Annotated in this window: 13 protein-coding genes; all 13 read right to left on the bottom strand. The window is 54.8% G+C overall.

All coding sequences use genetic code 11. The features are described from left to right. Positions 1-361: 361 nt before the first annotated feature. Positions 362-1,366, bottom strand: a complete 1,005-nt coding sequence (locus ABID47_RS21640) for an ABC transporter ATP-binding protein (RefSeq protein WP_354499786.1) — start codon at positions 1,364-1,366, stop codon at positions 362-364. Beyond that, positions 1,359-2,387, bottom strand: a complete 1,029-nt coding sequence (locus ABID47_RS21635; RefSeq protein ID WP_145027543.1) for an ABC transporter ATP-binding protein — start codon at positions 2,385-2,387, stop codon at positions 1,359-1,361. The genes ABID47_RS21640 and ABID47_RS21635 overlap by 8 nt, the downstream gene beginning before the upstream one ends. Continuing rightward, entirely contained in the window at positions 2,354-3,346 is a 993-nt protein-coding gene (locus ABID47_RS21630) for an ABC transporter permease (protein ID WP_076172460.1), read from the bottom strand. Before ABID47_RS21630 ends, ABID47_RS21635 begins: the two co-directional genes overlap by 34 nt. Beyond that, positions 3,343-4,314 carry an ABC transporter permease gene (locus ABID47_RS21625; RefSeq protein WP_076172462.1) on the bottom strand — a complete coding sequence of 324 codons (972 nt, stop codon included), beginning with the start codon at positions 4,312-4,314 and terminating at the stop codon, positions 3,343-3,345. Before ABID47_RS21625 ends, ABID47_RS21630 begins: the two co-directional genes overlap by 4 nt. Positions 4,315-4,438: 124 nt before the next feature. Beyond that, positions 4,439-6,175 (bottom strand): peptide-binding protein, encoded by a 1,737-nt coding sequence (locus ABID47_RS21620; protein WP_145162290.1) that lies wholly within the window; start codon positions 6,173-6,175, stop codon positions 4,439-4,441. A 966-nt stretch (positions 6,176-7,141) separates the two neighbouring features. Then, complete coding sequence (locus ABID47_RS21615) at positions 7,142-9,886, bottom strand: alpha-mannosidase (protein ID WP_354499783.1); 2,745 nt, start codon at positions 9,884-9,886, stop codon at positions 7,142-7,144. 691 nt (positions 9,887-10,577) lie between these two features. Next, positions 10,578-13,700 carry a beta-galactosidase gene (locus ABID47_RS21610; RefSeq protein WP_354499781.1) on the bottom strand — a complete coding sequence of 1,041 codons (3,123 nt, stop codon included), beginning with the start codon at positions 13,698-13,700 and terminating at the stop codon, positions 10,578-10,580. Further along, entirely contained in the window at positions 13,697-15,016 is a 1,320-nt protein-coding gene (locus tag ABID47_RS21605) for a glycoside hydrolase family 125 protein (protein ID WP_354499779.1), read from the bottom strand. Before ABID47_RS21605 ends, ABID47_RS21610 begins: the two co-directional genes overlap by 4 nt. A gap of 99 nt (positions 15,017-15,115) precedes the next feature. Beyond that, positions 15,116-18,214, bottom strand: a complete 3,099-nt coding sequence (locus ABID47_RS21600) for an alpha-mannosidase (protein ID WP_354499777.1) — start codon at positions 18,212-18,214, stop codon at positions 15,116-15,118. Further along, the gene (locus tag ABID47_RS21595) at positions 18,215-20,518 is read right to left on the bottom strand and encodes a glycoside hydrolase family 3 N-terminal domain-containing protein (protein ID WP_354499775.1); all 2,304 of its coding nucleotides are present in this window, start codon (positions 20,516-20,518) and stop codon (positions 18,215-18,217) included. Positions 20,519-20,557: 39 nt separating this feature from the next. Then, positions 20,558-21,478, bottom strand: coding sequence for a carbohydrate ABC transporter permease (locus ABID47_RS21590; RefSeq protein WP_116233193.1), 921 nt, complete (start codon positions 21,476-21,478; stop codon positions 20,558-20,560). Between the two features lie 27 nt (positions 21,479-21,505). After that, on the bottom strand, positions 21,506-22,435 hold the full coding sequence (locus ABID47_RS21585; RefSeq protein ID WP_076172479.1) for an ABC transporter permease: 930 nt from the start codon (positions 22,433-22,435) through the stop codon (positions 21,506-21,508). A 91-nt stretch (positions 22,436-22,526) separates the two neighbouring features. Continuing rightward, the gene (locus tag ABID47_RS21580) at positions 22,527-24,017 is read right to left on the bottom strand and encodes an ABC transporter substrate-binding protein (protein ID WP_354499772.1); all 1,491 of its coding nucleotides are present in this window, start codon (positions 24,015-24,017) and stop codon (positions 22,527-22,529) included. Between the last annotated feature and the right edge of the window lie 93 nt (positions 24,018-24,110).

Below are 24,110 nucleotides of genomic sequence, written 5' to 3'. Positions count from 1 at the left end.
GGGATTCCTTCTTTAAATTTAGAATAAAAAATGAATTATAGCCAGGTCGCGCCTGTACTTCCATCCCTCCCTTCTATATTTACACGAGGGGCGAAGGCTTGACGCACAAGCTTGCCCGCTGCCATTTGGGTATAAAGTCACAGCCAAACGACATTTACATTGTAAACGCAAACGAAACAAAAGAAAACCTTAAAAAGGTAACAGTGTTACCGGAAAGAGGATATTTCCAAGCTGTTTTCTTCCCTCAAAAAAAGCCCCGCCTCGGCTGAACACCGCAGGCAGGGCTGTATATGGAACGCTCAGAAGGACCCCAATCCTTCCTGTATACGCAGCATATGAGCTCTAATCATCGAATACAATATTACTTCAGGCTGTTCAGGTCCGAACCGCCTTCCACGCCGATCGGGAAGTGGCAGGCCACCTGGCGCCCAGGAAGCACTTCCGTCAGGGCTGGTTCCACTTGGCTGCATTTCTCCTGAGCAAACGGGCAGCGTGGATGGAATCGGCAGCCGGACGGTGGATTGGCCGGAGACGGCACATCGCCCTGAAGGACGATCCGGTTGCGTTTCTTCGTTGGCGACGGCTTCGGAATCGCGGACAGAAGCGCCGCGGTGTAAGGATGCAGCGGGTTGGCGTACAGCGCTTCCGTTTCGCCGACCTCAACCATTTTACCGAGGTACATGACGCCGACGCGGTCGGAAATATGCCGGACGACGTTCAGGCCGTGGGCGATGAACAGGAACGTCAGGCCCATTTCGCGCTGCAGCTTCATCAGCAGGTTGATGACCTGCGACTGGACCGACACGTCAAGCGCCGATACTGCTTCGTCGGCCACGATAAATTTCGGATTCAGGGCGATGGCGCGGGCGATCCCGATCCGCTGGCGCTGACCGCCGGAAAATTCATGCGGATAACGATTCCGGCGCGAAGCGTCCAAACCGACCAGCTCCATCAGCTCAATGACGCGCTTTTCGATCTCCGAAGAAGACATCTTCGTATGGACCTTCAGCGGTTCGCCGATAATATCCTTGACCAAGAAACGAGGGTTCAGGGAACCAAACGGATCCTGGAAAATAATTTGCATTTCCTCGCGCATTTTGTTCAATTCCTTGGAGCCCATGGAATGAATATCGCGCCCGTTAAATTTAACGGCACCAGCAGTAGCGTTCTGCAGCCGTAAAATGACCCGGCCCAGCGTCGACTTGCCGCATCCGGACTCGCCGACGAGTCCAAAGGTTTCGCCTTCGCGGATCGTAATGGACACGTCGTCGACCGCTTTGACATTGCCCACAACGCGGTTCAGCAGTCCTTTATGGATAGGGAAATACTTCTTCACGTGCTCTACTTCGATCAAGTTCTTAGCCATTGGCATTTCCCCCTATTCCACCGCTTACCGAAACTCCGTTACGATCCTTGTCTTCGTACAACCAGCATTTCGTGCTGTGTTCTTCACCGATCTGAATATCCCCCGGCTCCACCTGACGGCATTTATCCATCACATGCGGACAGCGCGGGTTAAAGCGGCATCCTTTCGGCAGGTTGCCCAGACCAGGGATGGTGCCCTTGATCGTATACAATTCGTTGCCACGTTTGCCTTCAAATCCCGGAATGGACTGCAGCAGACCAACCGTGTATGGGTGGGAAGGGTTAGAGAAGATCTCTTCCACTGTTCCCTGTTCGACGATCGAGCCCGCATACATAACGGCAATATGGTCAGCCACCTCCGCAGCCACGCCCATATCGTGCGTGATCAGCAGAATGGCCATACCGAGTTCTTCTTTCAGTTTCATAAGCAGTTCCAGAATCTGTGCCTGTACCGTTACGTCCAATGCGGTTGTCGGTTCATCCGCAATCAAGAGCTCGGGCTTGCAGGCCAGTGCCACCGCGATGACGACGCGCTGACACATACCGCCGGACAACTCGTGCGGGTACTGCTTGGCTCGCATTTCCGGAGCCGGTATACCTACCAGACGAAGCAGCTCGATGGCTTCTTTCCAGGCTTCGCTGTGGCTCTTGTTCTGATGCAGACGCAGGCTCTCCGCGATCTGCTCACCCACGGTAAAGACGGGATTAAGCGCAGACATCGGGTCCTGGAAAATCATCGCAATCTTGTTGCCGCGGATCGATCTCATCTGGTCCTGCTCTTTAGTTGCAAGGTCGTCGCCATTAAACCGGATGTTACCTTCCAGTATACTGCCCCCTGCATAATCTATCAGACGCATGATGGATAAAGAGGTAACACTTTTTCCGCTGCCGGACTCGCCGACGAGGCAGAGCGTCTGTCCTTTTTCGATATTGAGTGAGATCCGGTCCGTCGCCTTGACGAAACCATTCTCGGACATAAATGCCGTGGTCAGATTCCGGATTTCGAGTAGTTTTTCCGCCATTTGTCCAGCCTCCTCCGGGAAATCTTCTTCTTCTGTCTAGGGTCCATCGCATCGCGGATACCGTCGCCGATGAAGTTGACGGCAAGCACGACCGCCAGGATACAAACCCCTGGATAAATGGCCTGCAACGGGTCAATCAGCATAAACTCCTGCGAGTTGCTCAGCATAAGTCCCCAGCTTGTGGCCGGTGCCTGGATACCCAGACCCAGGTAGGACAATCCGGACTCGGAAAGAATCGCGCCCCCTACCATCAGGGTGGCGTTTACGATAATCGGAAAGCTTGCGTTACGAAGCAAATGCCTGAAAATAATACCTGTTCTGGAAACCCCGATAGCACGGGCAGCTTCCACGTACTGCATTTCACGAAGCTGCAGGTACGTACCGCGAACGAGACGGGCCACGCCCATCCAGCTTGTAAAGGCCAAAATCATGATCATATATTGGATTTTCGTTCCGAAAATCGCCATGACCAGAATGTTCAGGAACAGCGTCGGTATCGAGTTCATGACGTCAATCAGACGCATGAAGATCGTATCGATCCAGCCGCCGAAGAAGCCGGAAATCGCGCCGACCAATGTACCGATGATGACGGAAATGGCCGCGACGGAAAATCCGACCGTCAGGGAAATCTGACCGCTGTGCAGCAGTCTTGAGAAAATATCTCGACCTAGTTCGTCTGTGCCCAGAAGGTGATCACCAGTGCCTGGCTTCAAGTTGGAGTTCATCAGATCGATTTTAGCAGGGTCGTAAGGCGAAATAACGTTTGCCAGTACCGATATCACGACAAAAAAGAGCAAAACAATAAGCCCGGTTACGGCATAAGGATTACGAAGGAATTTCTTCACGACCGTCATCCACGGGCCCGGAGGCTTCTTGGAAGGGGGAAGTGGCGCGCTGGCCGGTTCCGGATGCTCAGATGCCTGAACATTAGGAGCTGTCTCGATGTTCATGTCACTCATGCCGATTTTCCTCCTTTACTTCCAAGTTTCACGCGTGGATCGACGATCTTATACAGAATATCAGCGATAAAGTTACCGGCAACGACGACCACAGCAGTAATGAGCGTAATCGCCATTAACACGGAATACTCACGCGAACGGGCCATTTCGACGAACAAACGTCCCATGCCCGGCCAGTTAAACACGCTTTCCGTCAGCGTCGCACCGCCGACCAGAATCGGCAGATCCAGGCCAATGATCGTAATGATCGGAATCAAAGCATTACGCAGCGCATGCCGGAAAATGACCTTGCGCTCAGGCACGCCCTTCGCACGGGCCGTACGGATGTAGTCCTGCTCCAGCACTTCAAGCATACTGGAACGCGCGTATTTGGAATATGAGGCCAAGAAACCAAGCACCAAGACGGAGCAAGGCAGAATCAAGTGATACAGCAGGTTGCCGAAATTCCCTTGCTTATCCATGTCGTACATGTCGGACAGCGGGAGCCAGTCTAGTTTTAAGGAAAACAATTCCTGGAGGATGATCCCGAACCAGAACGCAGGCATTGCAAAGCCAATGTAACTGACAAAGTTAGCCGTCTGGTCGGAAATGCCGTACACTTTCGTACTGTTATAAATCCCCCATGGAATGGCGATGAGCAGTGAGATAAACCAGGCGAACGCCATCAGTTTGATCGTGTTGCCAACCGTTGGCCACAACACTTCGCCAACCGGCAGGTTGTTTTTGAACGTGTGACCCAAGTCGCCTTTCAGCATGTTCGTCAACCAAATAACATACTGGGTAGGAACCGGCTTATCCAGACCCAGGTTATGGGCTTGGATCTTTGCGGTTTCGGGTGATACTCCAGGGGCCATCATCATCTGTGTTGGACCGCCTGGCGCAGCGTGAATAAGGCCGAATGCAACCAAAGAGATCAGAAAGAGTACAAGAATGGATTGCAGTAAGCGGCGGATGAAGTATTCAGTCATTGTTGATCCTCCTAGAGATGATACGGACACGGACGCCTAACCATCATCCTTTTTTAAACACAAAAAAGGGTGGAGGGGAAGTTTCCTCCCCCTCTAGCACCGTTGTTACTTCCTATGTTGTCTATTATTTTGCGTCTACCCACCAGTTGATCAGGTGGAAGAAGTATCCGTAAGCCAGGGAGGATTCAGGAGCATCCTCTTCCGCAAATTTCACCTTGCTGCTGTTATACGCGGTTGGCGTACCGTATTGGTACATGAACACGTATGGAAGGTCCGTCGAAATCTCTTGACCGATTTGTTTGTAAATCTCTTTACGCTTCTCTTGGTCTACGACAGCCGTTCCTTCTTCCCACAGCTTGTCGAGTTTTTCGTTCTTATAGAAACCTTGGTTCTGACCAGCCGGCGGGAAGTATTTCGAGCTGAACGTCGTTTCTCCGTCCGGATCCGGGTTGTTCAGGGACCAGCCCATCAGGATTGCCGGGTATTTACCTGGAGTCAGGTTTTGGTCAACCCATGCAGCGAAGTCGAGCGCTTTTGGCACCACTTCGATACCAACATCCTTCAGGTTTTGCTGGATTACGCTCGCCACTTGCTCACGGCGGCTGTTACCCGAGTTGTATTGAAGTTCGAAGGAGAAACGGTGTCCGTCTTTCGTCAGGATGCCGTCGCTGCCTGCAGTCCATCCGTCTTCAGCCAGAAGCTGCTTCGCTTTTTCCGGATCAAAGGCATAGTTGACTGCCGCATCGCCCGGATCTGCCCAGGAACCTGGCAGGAACGGAGCGTTCATCAGCTTGCCTGTGCCTTTCAGAACGTTGTCGATCATGCCTTGACGGTTAAGCGCGTAAGCGATCGCTTGTCTTGTTTTTTGTCCAGCCCAAGGAACGAATTTGTCCTTGAAGTTGTCCGGGTTGAAGTTGAATCCGAGGTACTCGTATTGCGGACCTGGCTCCTGGATAACGGTCAAGCCGTCTCTGCTCTTCACGGCGTCGACTTGAGTTACCGGGATACCGCCCAGAAGGTCAACGTCGCCTTTGATAAGGGCTTGAACTTCTGTGTTTTGGTCGGCATAGATTTTATATACGATCTTGTCGATATGAGGTTTAGGACCCCAGTAGTTCGGGTTTCTTTCGAAGGAAAGGTACTGCTTCTGCTTCCACTCTTTCCATACCCAAGGACCGCTGGATACCGTTTTGGCCGGATCGGTTCCGTATACGTTCTTTTGCAGCTCTTCAGGCTTAACGTCCTTCAGGATGTGCTCCGGAACGATTTGGGTAGACAAAACATATTGGAATGGAGCGTAGACTTGTTTCAGCGTAATTTTAACGGTAAGGTCATCCACTTTCTCGATTTTCGTTACCTTGTCAAATCCGGACATTCCAGGGGATCCGACTTTAGGGTCCTTAATCGAATTGAATGTGAAGACGACGTCGTCGGCCGTAATCGCTTCGCCGTCGCTCCATTTCGCCGAATCTTTCAGTTTGATGGTATACGTAAGTCCATCTTCGGAAATCGTCATCGGCTCAGCGGCAATAGACCAAGGCTCGGCTACGACTTCACCTGTACGGTTAATGTCATACAGCTTGGCATACATGAACTCCGCAGCATCACCAGAAGCTGTATCTTGAACGAACAGTGGGTTTACGCTAACGATGTCGGAAAAGCTTCCGTAAGTCAGCGTTCCGCCGTCCACCGGACCGGTCGCCTCTTTCGTTCCTTCCGTACCCGTATTCGTAGACGATTCTTTGTTCCCCTCGTCTTTAGGTGTGCTGCTTGCTTCATCCTTGCTGCCGCATCCTACGAACAGCGTGCTGACTACCGATAATGAAACGAGTAATGAGAGCCATTTTTTCTTGCTTGTCATGTACCATTTTCCTCCCCTTTATGATTTGAAAAATAATGGCGTCCCGCATAAGATACGAGAACAACCCAAGACCTCTCCAATGGTCTTAAGCGAATCTGGCCGCGAAAACCATTAGGGACTTTACACCTACTTCGGTTACCGTAACCGACCCCCGAATGACGTTGAAACAATTCCCCCTCTTGTAGACCTTTCATATTGCAACAAGACGACGGTAGCAAGGTAAAGCAATATATTAAAAAATAATATATCCAGAAGTAAGGCAGGACCGATGCGGGATCGTACAGCAATAAAGGACGGTTGATTCCGCGACGTGGACGCGCAGTGCATTATAGCGCAATAAAGCATTAATGCTTTAAATGACCATCGGTCAATTTGAATCAGCAAAAAGGACTATATGTGAAATGGTTAAAACTTCCTAATAAATTTAATGTAAATAATACGTGTAAATTAATATCACGTCAATATTTTTTTTAGGCGGTTTTAATATATTTTTTAAAATGGCTGAATATTAGCTGTATCAATGGGATTTTGATGAAAGAGGCGATCCGTTTTCACCAAATTTAAATGTTAAAAACAGGAAGGTTTGACGTCTGGAACATCCAAGTTTTCAAAATGTTCAAAGTATAAACCGCTTACATTAAGAATACATAAAAATGCATGTTAGGTTCTGTGACATGATAGTGAGGTTTCTTGTAAATTATGGAAGCCACAGGCTAACAGCATAGGAATCTTCCGCGTCATCTCTTGCAAATCAACAATTGATTACGTTCAAATTTACTGGAACATAAATCATCTGTCAATTATAAAAATAGCGGGTAATTCTGGGAAATAGATGGGAATTGAATTGTTTGAATTGTCAAGGCGCCGGGGCTGCCGGAGGGGGAAAAAGCCCCCCTCACACCCCTATTATAAATCACTTTTTGAATAAATCTACGAATACTAAATTACTCCAGCAAGTTAAACATACTAGCGCTCAATACCTATCGTTACGATTTCGCAAGGTCCCGCTTCCAGCTCCAAAGACTCAGACAGCTGTTCTACCGAAGCGCCTTCCGTCTCTTCCAGAATGGTCGTTTTATACGCACGGCTCACCGATTGAGGCCATTCTAACCGAAGGCTGGCAGGCTGCTGTTTCATGTTGTACCAGCGAAGCATATGATCTCCGGAATCCTCGTTAACGGTCCACGCCGAGAAGGCGACTCCCTCACCGCTCCAGACAAAAGGAGCATGTACCGCAGACAGCTCGCCGGTATGGATTCCGGTTTGCACGCTTGTCCACGGAATTTGGAATTGGTAGGCCTCCGCGTAAGCTCCGGACTCCTCCCCGCGGCCGTCATGCGGAATGATTTCAAGCTGAACGGCATGTTCGCCAAGGCATTGAGCCTCCGGCGTCGGGAACCAGCCCCAGTCGCCCAATTCTCCGACCGAACGCAGCAGCGTGACCGCGATGGTATTCCGGCCGTCCCGCAGCACTTCATACTCGTTCAAGCCGAGGTTGGCTACAGCCAGGCCGGCTGTCTCCCCGCTCACATCGACAAAAGCCTGCTGGTGCTGGGCGTTGCTCGGATTCTGCCATTCGATCGCGGGCTGATTATCCCGTGTCACGATTTCAAACATGGAGTCCACGCGGTGCCGGCTGGCTTCAATGTCAGTCGGGAACAATGCGCGGACACGGTGATCCTTGGCCTGGTTGTTAAACGAGGCCTCCACTTTAACGCCCTTGCCGTCCTTCTCCAGGCGTACCAGGGTACGGATCTTCATCGGCACGGTTTCTTTCACCCGTTGAGCTTTGCGCTCCGGATAGTAGACCACTTCGATCTGCTCCTTCTGAAGAAGCTCATCCGCCGATGCCGGTACCTCCCAGTCATGAACGATTTCGAGCGTAGCGCGGTAAGGCGTATCTTCCACAACCCGGATCGATGCTTGCACATCGCGCGTCGTCAGCGGGGCTTCACCTTCAGGCTGCTTGTACATGTATTCGTTGCCGATGTCCCCGGTATCCTCGTAAACGAGCAGGTCACGGTATTCGCGTCCGTTTCGCTTGTCGGTTACCGTAAGGGTTCCGTTCGGCTGAGCCGCTACCCGCAGGATGCTATTTTCCATCACGTTGTTCCCGGTGATCAGCGATGCTGAAGCATTGTCCGAGTGCTGCGCCGCTGCCTGGCCGGACACGAGTGCGTACGCCCGAAGTCCGTGCGCCGGAACGGCGTCCGCCTGCAGCGTAATTCGCACGGCACGCGCCATATACGGCTGACGGAACCGGTCATCCGGCAGATCGTAGCCGAAGCGCTGGCCCAGATCCTCGAGCGTAAAAGGCACCGGCTTTCCGCTCGGGTCCAGCACCACGCGCTCACCAAGCTCGAGCGTCTGAATCCGGCGGCTGATTTCATCCAGTGGGATGCCGTCGCGGAAGTAAATACGCTGTACGTCCAGCTCGACGGATACGGTGCCGGTCCGCTCCCATCCGGTAGTGTTAAACACCACAAACGGGAGCGCATCTTCGCCATACTGCGCGAAGGATGACGTATCCACCGCATCGGCCACCGCCCGCTTGCTGTCTTCAATGATCGATTCCGCCACGTCGCGGCTCTTCGCAAAGCGGGTTACCATCTCGCGGTGAACCTCATCGACGCTGCAGCCGCAGATGCTGTCATGCGGATGGTTCTGCATCAGCGTTTTCCATGCATACGTAAACAGATGGTGCGGGTAGGCCTGACCGGTCAGGTGGGCATACGCCGCCAGCGGCTCGGCTACCTTTTCCAGCAGCGCCTGGCCTTGCTGGTTCATCTGCTTGAGATATACGCGGGCAGACGCCGTGTTCACAAGCGTTCCCCATCCGTCGGTCCGCTGGCTACGAAGCTCGCCGCGCACGACGGACAGCTCGTTTTCTTGATGGCCTTTGACCGATTCCAAATACTGCGGGAAGTTCGAGTGAACGAACTCCGTGTCCGGATACAGCTTACGCGCAGTCTCCAGCGCCTCAGCCAAATCCGTCTGGATCGGCTGGTGGTCGCAGCCGTTCATGAAGAGAAGCTCCGGCGTCGACGCATACTTCTCCGCATCCGCCAGCTTCCGGTCCCAGAACGCCTTCGCCTCTTCGGGATCGGCCGGAATTTCGTTGCCGTTGCTGTACCAGTTGGCAAACAGAATGCCGAGCACCTTGGAGCCGTCCGGACCTTCCCAGATGAGCTCCGAGAAGGAAGACTCATATTCAGAGTCGGCAACGGTATTGTTAAAGCCGGTCGGCTTGACGCCGCGGCCGAACAAGGCGTTATCGATGCCGGATTGGCGCATCAGCTGCGGCGCCTGGCCGACGATGCCAAAGGTGTCAGGGAAATATCCCACCTTGGAAATTTGCCCATAACGGCGGGCGTCCTTATGGCCGATTTGCATGTTGCGGATGTTGGCCTCGCCGCTGGTCAGGAACGCATCCTGCAAAATATACCACGGGCCGATGAAGATGCGGCCTTCGCGGATGTATTTTTCAAGCCGTTCCTTCTGCTCGGGACGCACCTGAAGGTAATCCTCCAAAATGATCGTTTGCCCGTCCAGGTAAAAGCTCTTGTACTCCGTATCGTTCTCCAAAGTATCCATCAGCACATCCATCAGACGGATGAGACGGACATGATGTTTTTCATAGGGCAAATACCATTCCCGGTCCCAGTGAGTATGGGAGATGATATGCGCCGTTCGTTTTGGCTTGTTTGACATAGAAATCGGGTCTCCTTTCCTTGGGCGGCTTGTTCCCGATCGGAACTCTCATCCCCTGCTTGCAGATCAACATATTGGGCTAAGGTCCAGCTTATAGCCAAACCCTGCCCTGGATAAATTTGCACTGTCATGGATGGCCGGACGCTGGCATGGATGACTTACGGACATCATCATCTCCTTCCGCAAGTGTCCATCCATCGTGTACAAATTAACATTCAAAGTAAGTCTTAAATATAACCTATATATAATAGAAGAAAAAAATTTGGCGATCCGTACATCAGACGATTTCTGCAGGCCTGAACCTTCGATTAAAAGTTTATAAAAAACCCCTGCCGATTGCCCAGTTTTGGTGATCAATCCCAAAGAACTTCCCAAATAGGAGGACACCAGAGGCCCAACATTCAAAAGCCGGCTATTGCTACCAAAAGCCCTTTTGCCCAATAAGACCGCGAGCTTCCTGCCGGAATAACACTGGCTCCTAAAAACAAGTGTCCATTCACAGTGGACAGAAGCCTTGCCTCCGGTACAGCAGTGAAAAGGGGCAGGATCCCTGAATCCGGCACCAAAATTATCCTTTTCCCCTGCCCTGTAAGGATTGGTTTGATGCCCCTCCCGTTGCTCCGATGGCCCCACCTCTGCAAAAGCTCCGGACGATCGCCTACACCTTATTGTACAAATAAACTCAATGTGTTTAGTCTACTTGGATGTCAACCTCATCTGGCCGGTACACGGCCGTAATGCGGCCCTCCCGGTCGGCGGCAAACAACACGCTGCGGTCGCTCTCGAGCGTAAAGCTGTAGACGGCTCCGGTCTGCGGGTCCTTGACCTGTACCGGGGCATCCCAGCCGTACTCGGAGACGAACACGTACAGGCTGCCGTCCTTGAAGCTCAGCTTCCGGCCGTACACACCAGGCAGGTCCCCGCCGGCCAACCACTCGAGCTCACGCTCAACGCTGGCTGCGGCAGCCGCGTACCGGTACAGCTCAAGGATCGGCTCGTCCCGGCCGTTCAGCTCGAGCGGCAGCGGGCTCCAAATGAGCCGGCCCTTGCCCAGCGGCACGTCCACGAGCGCGTCCATGCTTGCGCCAGTCCCTGCAGCTGCGGCCGGGACTTCCTTCGCCACCTCGGCGATCCGCCGGTGCCCGAAGGATACCGGCAGCAGTCGGCCGTTCACGCCGAGCATTTCCTCCCGGCGCACATTGGCAAGCCGGCGCTCGCCGAGAACGGCGTCGAGGCGCGTCGTCGGACGCCAGTAGGCGTCCAGGCCGAACGGGCCGGTGGCGAGCAGCGTCGCGCCGGTCTCCTGGACGAGCTCCAGCAGCTCGTCCAGCGCCCGGCTGTCCATGTTATGCGGGCTCGGCAGCAGGATCAGTTTCGGCGCCTTCTGCCGCAGCGCGTCCAGATGGTATTCCGACGCCGCACGGAACGGCAGCTTCAGGTCATAGGCCAGCAGCCGGGTCAGCCGCGTCGTCGACTGGAACGCAAATGCTCGGTTTGAGAAGTCGTTGGAGTACGGGAAGACGGCGACGATGTCCTCGAGCTCCCGGTCCGTAAACAAGTCCCGCGTGGCCGCGATGAAGCGTCCAAAGTCGTAGGATACGTCCGCTTCCGGCTTCTCCGTGCCATCGGCGCGGAGCGCTCCGATATGAGATTCGTTGGCGTTATCCATATAGAAGTTCGTATTCCAGATCCAGTGGATCGCACCGGCCCCCCCGGTAGAGAAGGCGTAGGCGTATTTCCGCTCCAGAATGCTGCGCAGCTCGGCTTCGGACCGCTTGGCGCGGCCGTCCGGCGTTTCTACGTACATAATGCCGGTTTCCTGAATCAGGTTCGGTTTATCCGGCGTTTTGGTGAAGATGCCGTCCCATACCAGATAGTCGTTCAACCACCAGGAGTGCACTGTCGTATAATCGACGGCCTGCTCATAGAAGAACGGAGATGGGCGCTGGGCGCCGAGCGCTTCGTCCTGCCCGACGGTGACCAAATGGTCAGGGCACAGCTCCTTGATCGTGCCGACGAGCTGCTCGGCCCACCGGTTGTGCATATCCATCGAGAACAGGCAGTAATCGAGCCATCTCGTTCCCTTCTTGGCTTTGTGCATATCCTGCACGTCGAAGTTGATCTCTTCCGCTTCCGGAATGGATGCCGAAGCAAAGTCGGGCAGCTGGTCCGGTGTCATGTTCCATGCTTCCTGAAGGCTGCGGATATCGCCATGGCGGCGCTCCAGCCACTCCACGAACGCCTGGTGCTCAAACGGATCCCGGGCGGAACGCGGCCCCTCCGAGAAAATCCGCGGCGGATCGAACATCGACGGTTCGTTGATCAAATCCCAGTCCACATGCGTCGTGGCCGTATGTCGGCTGACGATGCTGCGGATAAAGCGTTTCTGGGCCTCAACGCTCTGCGGGTCGAGATAAGGGTTCAGCCCTTCCCACGTTTCCGGTGTGAAGGAGAAGAACGTAAACGTCACCTGCAGGCCGTGGCGCTTGGCCGTCAGGAAGAAAGCATCGATTGCGCGCAGCACTTCCTCCGAGGCATGGCCGTCAACCTGCATAATATTCCGGTAAGCCGTCCAGACGCCGGTCCGGATCCAGTTGATGCCCGCTTTGGCCATCTGGGCCATGTCCCGCTCCCATACGTCCACGTTCGGCAGGAACAGGAACTTGCGCGCTACATCTGACGTCATGTACGTCATGCCCACAACGGGCAGCGGCCGCCCGTCTTTGATGAAATAGTCGCGGCTGCGGGTAATCGGCGAACCCTCGGCCAGAAGGAGGTCGTCACGGCCCCAGAAGCCCTGGCGCAGCACGCGAATCTCGCCGTCCGGTCCCTCTGCGCGGCATACGATGCGGTACAGCCCGCTCTTCAAGGCCAGAGGCACCGGAATGCGCACAAAGTTCTGCTCCTTCGTCACCTGCGCCTGGAACCGGTGGCTCCAGGCCTCTCCGCTTCCGCCCTCATGGCTTACTTCCAGCTCGAAGCTCCACAGCTCAGGCGCCGCACTGCGCGATTCCCCGCGCTGTAAAATCTGCGTCTGCAGCGTCAGCACCGCGTGTTCCCCGGCTTCGTACGAAGCGTAGTTCGGCTTCAGCGACAGCTCGGTCACGCCCCGGGCGCAGAAACGCGCCCAGTCGACCAGGTGCGCAGCGCCATTGCCGTTCCAGAATGCTTCCGTTAGCGGCAGGAACACGAACATCCAGCGCGAGCCCGCGAACGTCACGCGGGAGTTCTCCCACAGCACGACCGGCGCGGCGATCTCGCGCCCTTCGGCACTGAGGCCGGTAAGCAGCGGATAGATCTGCGTGCTCATCGGGCCGGCTGAGCCCATCTGCTGCGGCAAATCGGCGCTTTTGGTCGTATGCGGCACCAGGTTCCAGGCATCTGCCAGCTCAAACAGGCCTTCTTGGCCGTTCAGCAGCGGGATGCGGTCCGATACGGCGAGTTTCGTGACTTTGCCTGTGTCCACCCGCAGCGCTTCGTGAATATAGAGTTCCTGATGATAGGCAGTTTGCTCGGTCTCCAAAACCCAAGACCCGTTATCCCGTACCACAGGAATTTTAAAAGGCGCCTCGCCTGCACTGATCAGGCTGCCTCCCCGATGCAGGAAGGCGGAAATTTCCGTCCAGGCAGCCTTTGGAAAATAAGGCGCGTGCAAATTGACAAAACAACCTTGATCTACTCCGCGAAGCGCATCAGCCAGTTCTTCGGCGCGAACGACCGCCACTTCTGCGGCATGCTGGAAGTCTCCGGCCTGCGGGAGCTTGCCCGCAGCCGGGAAATCCGTATCGCATAGTATGATGATATGCCGGCTCATAGCAGACCGTCCTTCATGGCCTTATACACGAGCTGGGAGAACAGGCTGTTGGACCAGGCAAACCATTTTCGCGTAAAGACGGTCGGATCGTCAGCGTGGAACCCTTCATGCATAAAGCCTGTATCCGCATCGGTCGCTTCCAGCATGGCGATCATCTCCAGCTTTTCTTCGGCCGTCTGCGCGGTCAATCCCTGCATGGACAAGGCCATATGCCAGATATAGTCCTCCGGCGTGTGCGGGCTGCCGATGCCCTTGGCCGCTTTGCCCTCGAAGTAGAACGGATTTTCTTTGCTGAGCGCAAACCGTCTCGTATTTTGATAAATCGGATCGTCCGCCGTTGTGTACCCCAAGTAAGGGATGGACATCAGGCCCGGCGTACCGGCGTCGTCCATCAGGCAGTAGTTGCCGTAGCCGTCGGTCTCGTACGCGTAAATCGGCCCGAACTGCGGATGGCGGTAAATGCCGTACAGCTGAATACCGTAGTTGACTTCGATCTCCAGCTCTTTAAGCTCAGCGAGCATGTCCATGTCGCGGAAGACCCATTCGGCGAACTCCTGCATTTGGCGCAGCGCCACGACCGCAAACATATTGCCCGGAATGTTGTAATGGAAGTCGCAAGCGTCGTCGCTGGAGCGGAAGCCCGACCAGATCATACCTGTGTAGTTAACCGGCATGCCCATTCCGTTATTGCGCAGGGAGTCGGTCAGGATGCCGTTGTTGCGCGTAAAGCGGTACGGAGACTTCTCGAAGTGGCGCTGCTCCGTTTTGAACACGTCGATGATAGCGCGCATGGCCTTTTTGAAATTGGCATCGAAAATATCAGTCAGCTCGGTTTCCTTCCAGTACAGGTACGCCAGACGAATGACGAAGCACAGCGAATCGATCTCGAATTTGCGCTCCCACACCCATGGGGACATGTCCGTTTCATCCGTCGTATTCCAGTGCCAGTCATTGGCCGATTCATTGAACGCATTGGCGTATGGGTCGATCAAGACGTAGTGAACATGGCGTTTGATCAATCCGCCGATAATGCGCTGCAGATCCTGGTCTTCCTTGGCAAAAGGCACGTAATGGACGACCTGCTCCACGGAATCGCGCAGCCAGGAGGCCGGGATGTCTCCTGTAATGACGAAGGTCGTTCCGTCATCCATCAGCTTAGTCGTCGTTTCCAGCGTATTTGGAAAGCAGTTTTTGAACAGCTGCAGCAGCTTCGGCCGGTGGGCCAGCTTCTGCTCGGCTTCTTTAATTACGTCCTGGATCGCCTGCGGCATCTCCAGCGCCGGCATCGGTATTTTAGGAAGTCTGAATTGTTCCAAAGCGATACGCCCCTTTACTTGGCTGAATTGTAGAGTGTAATGATGTCACATCAAATCATGTATTGTTATACGATCTATACCAAACTTCTATTTATTGCGTTAATCAACCTGCTTAAGCAGGACGGTTTTAATTTCATAAGGGGCAAAAGACAATTGCAGTTTCCCCTCCTGAAGCTGCAGCGGATGGGCCGGCTCCTCCAGCGCGTTGGACAGATAAGCCTCTGTGATGGCACCCGGCCATGTCAGCTCGATCTGTTCGCGTCCACCGGTCGATTCATAGAACCGCAGGATAACGCCGCTTCCGTCCTCGGACGGTTTCACCGTGTCGAGCACGACGTGTCCACCGGATAGGGTAATCAGCGATCCCGTTGACGGACGAGAGCCTTGTGCACCGGACTTCGCCTGGCGAACCGGCATGTCCACGTTCAGCTCCGCCGCCTGACGGACGGTGTGTGACTCCCTCCAGCCGCCTTGATGCGGCAGCAAAGAGTAGGTGAAGTCATGCTCGCCAAGGTCTGCCGTCACGTCCGGCCACTTCGGCGCCCGCAGCAGGGACAGACGGATCGTGCTGCCCTGAACGTCATAGCCGTATTTGCAATCGTTCAGCAGGCTGACGCCGTATCCATGCTCCGACACGTCCACGAAGCGGTGTCCGCATACCTCATACTGCGCCTGCTCCCAGCTCGTGTTCCGGTGGGTGGCGCGCTCGAGGGAACCAAATGGAATTTCGTAGGTCGCCTTATCGGTGACCACATCGACCGGGAAGCCCACTTTCAGAAGCTTGTGCGCCTCGTTCCAGTGGACATGCGTTTTGAAATCGATCCGCCGGTCATGGTGATAGAAGATCATGTCCTGCGTGATTTCGGACTGGCCGATCTTCCAGCGGAAGCGGAGCACATCTTTGGTGCGCCCGGCCAGAACCAGCCGCTTCTCGAGCAGCTCCGCCTCACCGGCCGGCTGCTGTTCGTAGCGGGTGTCAATGTCCCAGGCATCCCACAGCGTCGGACGGTCGTGGAAGAAGTGGAACCGGTTGGCGCGTTCCCCTTGCTTCACGACTTCCCGGCCGGCAGCCTTATCCAGCAGGCTGGTGATTTCGCCCCGCTCGTTGAACCGCACGAGGTAAGCGGAAGTCTCCCACGTATCACCGAACGATTGAACTCCGGCGGAGTCAGTCACAGTGGCTTCCGGCTTCACCCACACGGTTTTATAACCCAGTGCCGGTACGTCGGGAACCCGCACGGAGATTCCGCCTTCGACAGCGTCCGTCTCCAGGCGCGTGCCGTGCTCGTCATAAGCGGCCAAGGCGCCTTCGCCTTGTTCGGCTTCGATATGAACCACAGCGCTCCGGCTCCATCCGAGACTGTTGAAGACAACGTACGGAGTGCCCTCCATGCCGGAAGTGTCGATATTCGACACCAGCGTGTTCAGCCCTTCGTTCAAGGCATGTTCTCCCTTGGCGAAAATTTCGCCGTATTCCTTGTCCGACGTTTCATACGTTTCGGTAATCGCCGAGCCCGGAATGATGTCGTGGAACTGGTTCAGCAGGATCAGCTTCCAGCCGTCATGCAGCTGCTGCGTCACCTCTGTACGGTTGGCCGCATCCATGTTCGGCCCAGCCAGCGTGTTCCACAGCTCGGCTTCCCGGTACAGCACCTCCGCCTTGCGGTTGCTGCGTTTGTTGCGGGCGTGCGTCGTATACGTGCCGCGGTGCAGCTCCAGGTAGAGATCGCCGCGCCACGTCGGAAGCACCGGACCCGCATGCTCGATGCTCTCGAAGAACTTGGCCGCCGTACTGTAACGGCTTGCCGGCTGCCCGACCATCAGATCGGACCGGTCGATGTACTCCAGCATCTCGCGGGTGACGCCGCCGCCGCCGTCCCCGTGCCCGTACAGGAGCATCTGCTCGGGATGCAGCGCCTTTTCCCGATAGGACTGCCAGTGATCGTGAACATCCTTCGGCAGTGTGTGTTCGTTCACGCCATGGTTCAGATAAGACAAAATCGGTGTTCCGTCGATGCCGACCCAATGGAACAAATCGTATGGGAACAGGTTGGTGTCGTTCCAGCCGAGCTTGGTCGTCATGAAATAATCCACTTTGCCGTGCTTCAAAATTTGTGGCAGTGATGCGCAGTAGCCAAACGTGTCCGGCAGCCATTCGATATTCGACATCCGGCCGAATTCCTCTTGGTAGAACCGCTGGCCGTACAGCATCTGCCGGATCAGTGATTCGCCGCTCGGCAGATTCAGGTCAGGCTCGACCCACATGCCGCCGACCAGCTCCCAGCGTCCTTCCACGATCCGCGCCTTGACCCGTTCGAACAGCTCGGGATCGTTTTCCTTCAGAAACGCGAAGAGCTGCGGCTGGCTTTGCGTGTACCGGTACTCCGGATATTCCTCCATCAGCCGGTCGACCGTCGAGAACGTGCGGCTCGCCTTGCGCACTGTTTCGCGGACAGGCCACAGCCAGGCGATATCGATGTGCGACTGGCCGACCATATGCTCCAGCCCCTCGGCATTGCCGCCTACTTCCTGGACGTCTGCTCTGAGCGCTGCCTCGATTTCGGCAACGTCCCTGCCATCACGGATGGCCGCCGCATCCAGGTTCACGAACCGGTCCATCGCCCGGTACAGCACTTCCATCAGGCGCACGCGGCGGAAGTCTTCCTGCGGCAGCAGCACCAGCGAGTCACGCACGACGGTGACTGTATACATCAGGCTCAGAACCGCATGATTCGGCCGCACGAGCAGACTCGTGACCGACGTGATCGGCGGGTTGATGACCGCCTGCTGGTTCAATGGATCGACCGGTTCAGGAACCGGATCAAACAGCTCGATTTCGAGTTCCGGCGTCTCTCCGATCACTGCAGGATCGAGCGTCACGTACGTATGATTGCGGTCGAGGCCCTGGTAGGAAACCCCGTTGACGCGCAGAAGCCCTTCTCCGCCCGAAGCGAAGACGAGCCCGAACGGCTCGGATGGCCAGCCTTCCGGCAGCTCAAGCCGGGTCCGGAAGAAATATGTCGTTCCTTGCTTGCTTGGAAAAGAGGCCAGCCCCTTCCCTTCCGGGTAAGGAGCCGTATTCTCGTATTCGCCAGGCAATTTGTAGTAAGAGCGGGTGATGTCCCAGCTGCGGAGCTCTGTCTGCTCCAGCCAGCGGTTGTCTGATAATTCACGGATAAAGCGTCTGATCCGTTCCATTTATTTACCCTCCCGCACGGCCAACTCCGTGCTCATCGTGTCGTTTACATGTCTGCCGACATGGATCCGGAACAGCCCCGGTTCCACGACGGGCTTCAGGTCCCTGCCCACGTACTGCAGCTGTTCCCTGCCGATCTTAAATTCCACGGTCCGGGACTCACCCGGTTCAAGTTCCACTTTCGTAAACCCTTTGAGCTCCATCAACGGACGGCTTGCAGCGCTCACGCTATCTGAAACGTACAGCTGCACGACTTCCGCTCCGGTACGGCTGCCGGTGTTCGTGACGTTCACCGACACGGTTGCCGTTTCGTCTTCCGTTATCGAATCTGCGCTGATGCGGAGCTGATCGTAACCAAAGGTCGTATAACTGAGGCCATAGCCGAACGGGTAACGCGGCTTCGAGTCCTCTTCCATATACCGCTTGCCCCGCGAGCGTTTGCCGTTGTAATACACCGGCAGCTGGCCAACATGCTTCGGAATCGATACGGTGAGCCGTCCGGACGGATTGACGTCGCCGAACAAAATGTCCGCCACCGCGTGTCCGCCCTCCTGCCCCGGATACCAGGCTTCCAGAATCGCGTCGACATGCTCGTCCACCCATGGCTCAGCAATCGGACGGCCGTTAATATACACCACGACGAGGCGTTTGCCGAGTTTGTGGATCTCCTGAATCAGTTCCAGCTGTACGCCTGCCAATCCCAGCGTCATGCGGTCGATGCCTTCGCCGCACTCCATGTCGTTCCAGGAGCTGTCCGACACCTTCGAAGCGCCTGTCTTCAGGTCAATCGTCCCTTCGCCGAAATCGCGGGCACTCGATCCACCCATCACCATCACCACGGTGTCTGCCTGAGACGCGCAGGACAGCGCAGTGTCAAATCCTTCCCGGGAATCGCCTTTAATCCGGCAGCCCGGCGCATACAGCACCTGGCCGGATTCAGCGCCGAGCTTCGCCCGGATGCCCTTCAGCACGGTCGCCACTTTGTCCGCCGGCTGCGGCGACGTGTAATCGCCCAGCTGGTTATAGCCGTGGTCTGCGTTCGGACCGATCACGGCAATGGTGCCCGCCCGCTTGTCCAGCGGCAGCGCATCTTTCTCGTTCTTCAAGAGAATGATGCCTTCCTCCGCCAGCTTGCGTGCCAGCTGCACATGCTCGCTTTGGCCAATGACCTGCCCAGCCCGCTCCGGATCCACATATGGCCGGTCGAACAGGCCCAGCTTGAACTTGAGTACCAGCACCCGCAGCACCGCCCGGTCCAGGACACCAATGCCAAGCTTGCCCTGGCTGACCGCCTCCAGCAAATACCGGCCGTACATTTCGCCTGACATCTCCATGTCGATGCCCGCCTTGATGGCCTGAACGGCGGCGTCCATGCCGTCTTCTGCTACATCATGACCCGCGGCCAGCATGTCGATGGCCCCACAGTCGGTGATGACCATACCGTCGAACCCCCACTGCTTGCGGAGGACGTCCTCCAGCAGTTCCGTGTTGACCGTGCATGGCACACCGTCAATTTCGTTATACGCCGGCATGATGGATGCGGCGCCGGCTTCCACTGCTTTCTTGAACGGATACAGGTCCACCTCAAGCAGCTCGCGCCAGCCCATGTGCACCGGGCCGGCGTTGCGTCCGCCTTCGGAGCTGCCGTATCCGACAAAATGCTTCAGCGTCGCAGCAACGCTCGCGTCGCTGTCCAAAGCATCGCCTTGAAGCCCCTGGACCGATGCGGCGGCAAATTCGCCGATCAGGTAAGGGTCTTCGGCGAAGCACTCCTCCGTGCGCCCCCAGCGGGGATCGCGCACGACGTCCAGCACCGGCGAGTACGTCACCGCCCCGCCCTGCGCCCGCGTCTCCGCGGCGACGGCGCGGCACATCTCGCGGTACAGGTCGACGTTCCACGTGCTCCCGAGCAGCAGCGGCACCGGATACACCGTGCCGTCGATCGCCATATGCCCGTGCGAGCACTCCTCTCCGATCAGGATCGGAATGCCGAGCCGGGAATTCTCAATGGCATAACGCTGAATTTCGTTAACCGCCTCCGCACCTTCCTTGGCGGACAGGCCGTTCTCCAGCGTGACGCCGGTCCAGGGATCGGCGCGCAGCACCCCGTACAGGGAACCAACACCGCCATTTTTGACTTGCTGTTTAAAAGATTCCGTTAATTCAATCTTCCCATCTCTATGTTCATAGGTTTGCCAGCCAAACGGCTGCACGAGCTGGCCAACCTTTTCTTCCAAAGTCATCAGACCTAGCAAATGCCGGGCCCTCTCCACAGCTGGTTTCGTCTTGTCTTTGTAAATCAACATCTCGACTTCTCTCCTGTCTCCCTAAAGTGATGTTGTTTATTATTCTTTGACGGCACCTACGGTAAGTCCTTGTACAAAATAACGTTGGAAGAACGGATATGCAAAAATAATTGGCAGCGTAGCGAGCACGACCATCGCCATACGGGACGTATCCTGCGGAATGGACTGCAGTGCAGCCATGCTGAGCGAGCTGTTGGCCGAGTTTTGCTGAATGAACTGAATGCTGGATTCGATCCGCATCAGCATCGATTGCAGCGGCACCAGGTTCGGATTGTCGATATAGAGCAAGGCATTAAACCAGTCGTTCCAATACCCTAACGTACTGAACAGTCCGATCGTCGCCAGACCTGGCAAAGACAACGGCAGTACGATGCGGAGGAAAATGTAGAAATCGCCCGCGCCGTCGATCCGGCCCGATTCGATAATCGCCTCCGGTACGCTGGTGCTGTAGAACGTACGCAGAATCATGATATAAAAAGCGTTCATCGCGAGCGGCAAAATCAGCGCCCACAGCGTATCTTTCAATCCGAGCAATTGTGACACAACCATGTACGTCGGAATCATTCCGCCGTTAAACAGCATGGTGAGAATCGCGAATACGGAGAAAAATCTGCGGTAGCGGAAGCTTTTCCGCGAAATCGCGTATGCGTACAGCGAGATCAGGATCAAGCTGACGAGCGTACCTACAATGGTAACGAGGATCGTCACGCCATAGGAACGGAGCAGCGTGTCGCCGCTTTGAAATACGAATTTGTAAGCCTCGAAGCTCCATTTGGCCGGGATCAGACGGTAGCCGTCCGTTGCCAGCGTTTTTTCATCGGTTAACGAGATAATGACGACGAACAGAAAAGGAAATACGCACAAGAAGGAAAAGATCGCCGCAATCGTATGAAGAACAGCGTTCGCGCCGCGCGAAACATGATGAAAATCCCGTTTTTTTCTTTGAATGACCTCCGCCATAACCTGACACTCCCTTCAAAAAATGATTTAGAATAATGCGCTGTCCTTGTCGATTTTGCGGACGACAAAGTTGGACACGATAACGAGTACAAAGCCGACAACCGATTGATACAGGCCTGCAGCGGTACTCATACCGATTTCGCCAGTTGTTTTCAGACCGCGGTATACGTACGTATCGATAACGTTGGTTACGGAGTACAGCGTACCCGAGTCTCTTGGAACCTGGTAGAACAGACCGAAGTCGGCGTAGAAGATCCGGCCCACTGCGAGCAGCGTCATGATAATGATGATCGGCGAGAGCATCGGAATCGTAATGTTCTTGATTTGCTGCCACTTGCTGGCGCCGTCGATCATGGCCGCTTCATACAGGGATTTGTCGATGCCCATGATGGAGGCGAGATACACGACGCTGTTATAACCGACGGATTTCCAAAGACTGACGAAGACAAGGATATACGGCCAATATTTTGGATCGGAATACCACTGAACCGGCTCGGCGCCGAACCAGCCGAGGATTTGGTTGATCATCCCGCGGTCCATGCTCAGGAAGCTGAATGCAAAGTATCCGACGATGACCCAGGACAGGAAATAAGGAAGGAACATCCCGGTCTGATAAATTTTCGCCATCGTTTTGCCGACCAGCTCGGAGAGCAGAACTGCCATGGCTACAGACAGGATCAATCCAAGGATAATAAAAGCCAGGTTGTACAATAACGTGTTACGCGTAATCGTGTAGGCATCATTGGTGCTGAACAGGAATTTGAAGTTGTCCCAGCCTACCCACTCACTCTTGCTGATACTGGCCCAGAAGCCTTCCCGGTTGAAACGGTATTGCTTGAATGCCACGATCGTACCCACCAGCGGCAGGTAGGAAAAGAAGAAAAACCAAATGGCACCGGGCAGCACCATAAACAGCATGACTTTGTTTCTAATGAGGTTTTTGAAAAATGCGGCCATTCTGTTTCCCTCCCATGATTGATTGGTTATACATTGAAAAAGGACCGGGCGCTAAGTCACCCGCCCGATCCTTTCCGAATTTTTTTCTACATTACTTGTTGTTTGCAGCTTTCCAGGCGTCAAGCTGAGTTTGAGCTTCAGCGATGACCTTGTCCAGGCCGGCTTGCTTGAAGGCCGCAATCGCTTTTGGCAGGTAGGTTTCCGGATCAACGGTACCGGTCATCAGGGATGCCCAGAACTGTTCCTTCACGTTTTGTACAGCTGCCATTTCGGTTGCTACTTTCGTGCTGTCGAAGTTGAAGCTCAGGATTGGAGAATCTTTACCTTCAGCGTTAAATTTCTTGAATTGCTCCCACTTGTCATCCGGGTCATTCGGGTTCAAGTAGAGCAGCATGTTGTTGCCGAGGGAGTACGACGGCATGTCGTAGTTTTTGCCCTCTGGAAGGTTTTCAATGTGCTTGTCGTCAACCTTCTTGTAGTGCGTTCCTTCGATACCGGAATCCACCATGTTGCGAAGAACCGGATCCGTATTCAGCAGGTTCAGGAATTCCATTGCTTTCTCCGGATGTTCGGAGTTCGCGGAAATCGCCATGATCGAACCTTGAACCGATGTATTTGTGATAATGGCATCACTTGCCGGTGTCGATTTAACCGGATAGCCATAGCTTGCAGACCAAGTATTGTCAGCCAGCGGCTGGGTTTGCGCACGGTCCATGAACCAGTTGCCGGAAGTCATCAGATCGCTAGTGGAGCCTGTTGTTGCTGCTTCCGGAGCCACATAGCCGGCTTGATAATATTTGTGCATCGTTGTCAGCGCCTGCTTCATTTCTGGCGTTTCGAGGATGTCGACGATTTTGTAATCGGTCGTATCCAGCTTCACGGCCATTGGCAGATTCTGAATGATGTAGTCATAAGGAACATAAGGAACGTAGTTCTTGTCCATCGCGAACGGTGTTACGTTCGGTTCTTTTTCCTTAATCGCTTTCAACAGCGGCTCAATGCTATCCAGGGAACGTACATTGGAGGTATCCAGTTTGTACTTGTCCACCAGGTTTTGGTTGAAGCGCCATACTTCTTGCTGAGGAAGCTCTTTGTTGGCCGGAATGCCGTAGTTGTGTCCATCGACTTTGGAGCCTTCCAGGAAAGCAGGATCGATGGTATCTTTGATACCTTGTCCATATTTATCAAGCAGATCGTCGAGTTCCATGAACGCGCCTTTTCTTGCGTTCTGTACGTAATCGAATCCGCCTGCGGATGTGAACATGATGTCCATCGGTTCGCCGGAAGCTACGTTCACCTGCATTTTTTGCTGGTAGTCGCCCCAGTCGATCATTTTCATGGTGACGGTTGCATTAATCTTCTCCTGCGTATACTTGCTGACCTCGGCCATAACCTTGTCAACGTCTTTTTGCGGCGTGCCGATCGTGTACCAGATCAGGTTTACCGGTTTCTCGGAGCTTCCCGAAGATCCGGAACCACTGCTTTCCACGTCTTTGTTGCCCCCACCGCACGCGCTGAGTACAAGCGCGAAGGCCGTCAACATGGCCAGTGCGAACGAGAAGCTTTTCTTACCCTTGCTCATGTGTGTTCCTCCCTTTTTGTGTTGCAGTCAATGTTGTCTAGCTGTCTGCCCACCAAGCGGCCAAACCGGCTTTTTCTTTTATTGTTTCCGGCT

It is taken from the genome of Paenibacillus favisporus (genome assembly GCF_040545415.1).
GTDB classification, from domain to species: Bacteria; Bacillota; Bacilli; order Paenibacillales; family Paenibacillaceae; genus Paenibacillus_AQ; species Paenibacillus_AQ favisporus.
This window is presented reverse-complemented; position numbering and strand designations above follow the sequence as displayed.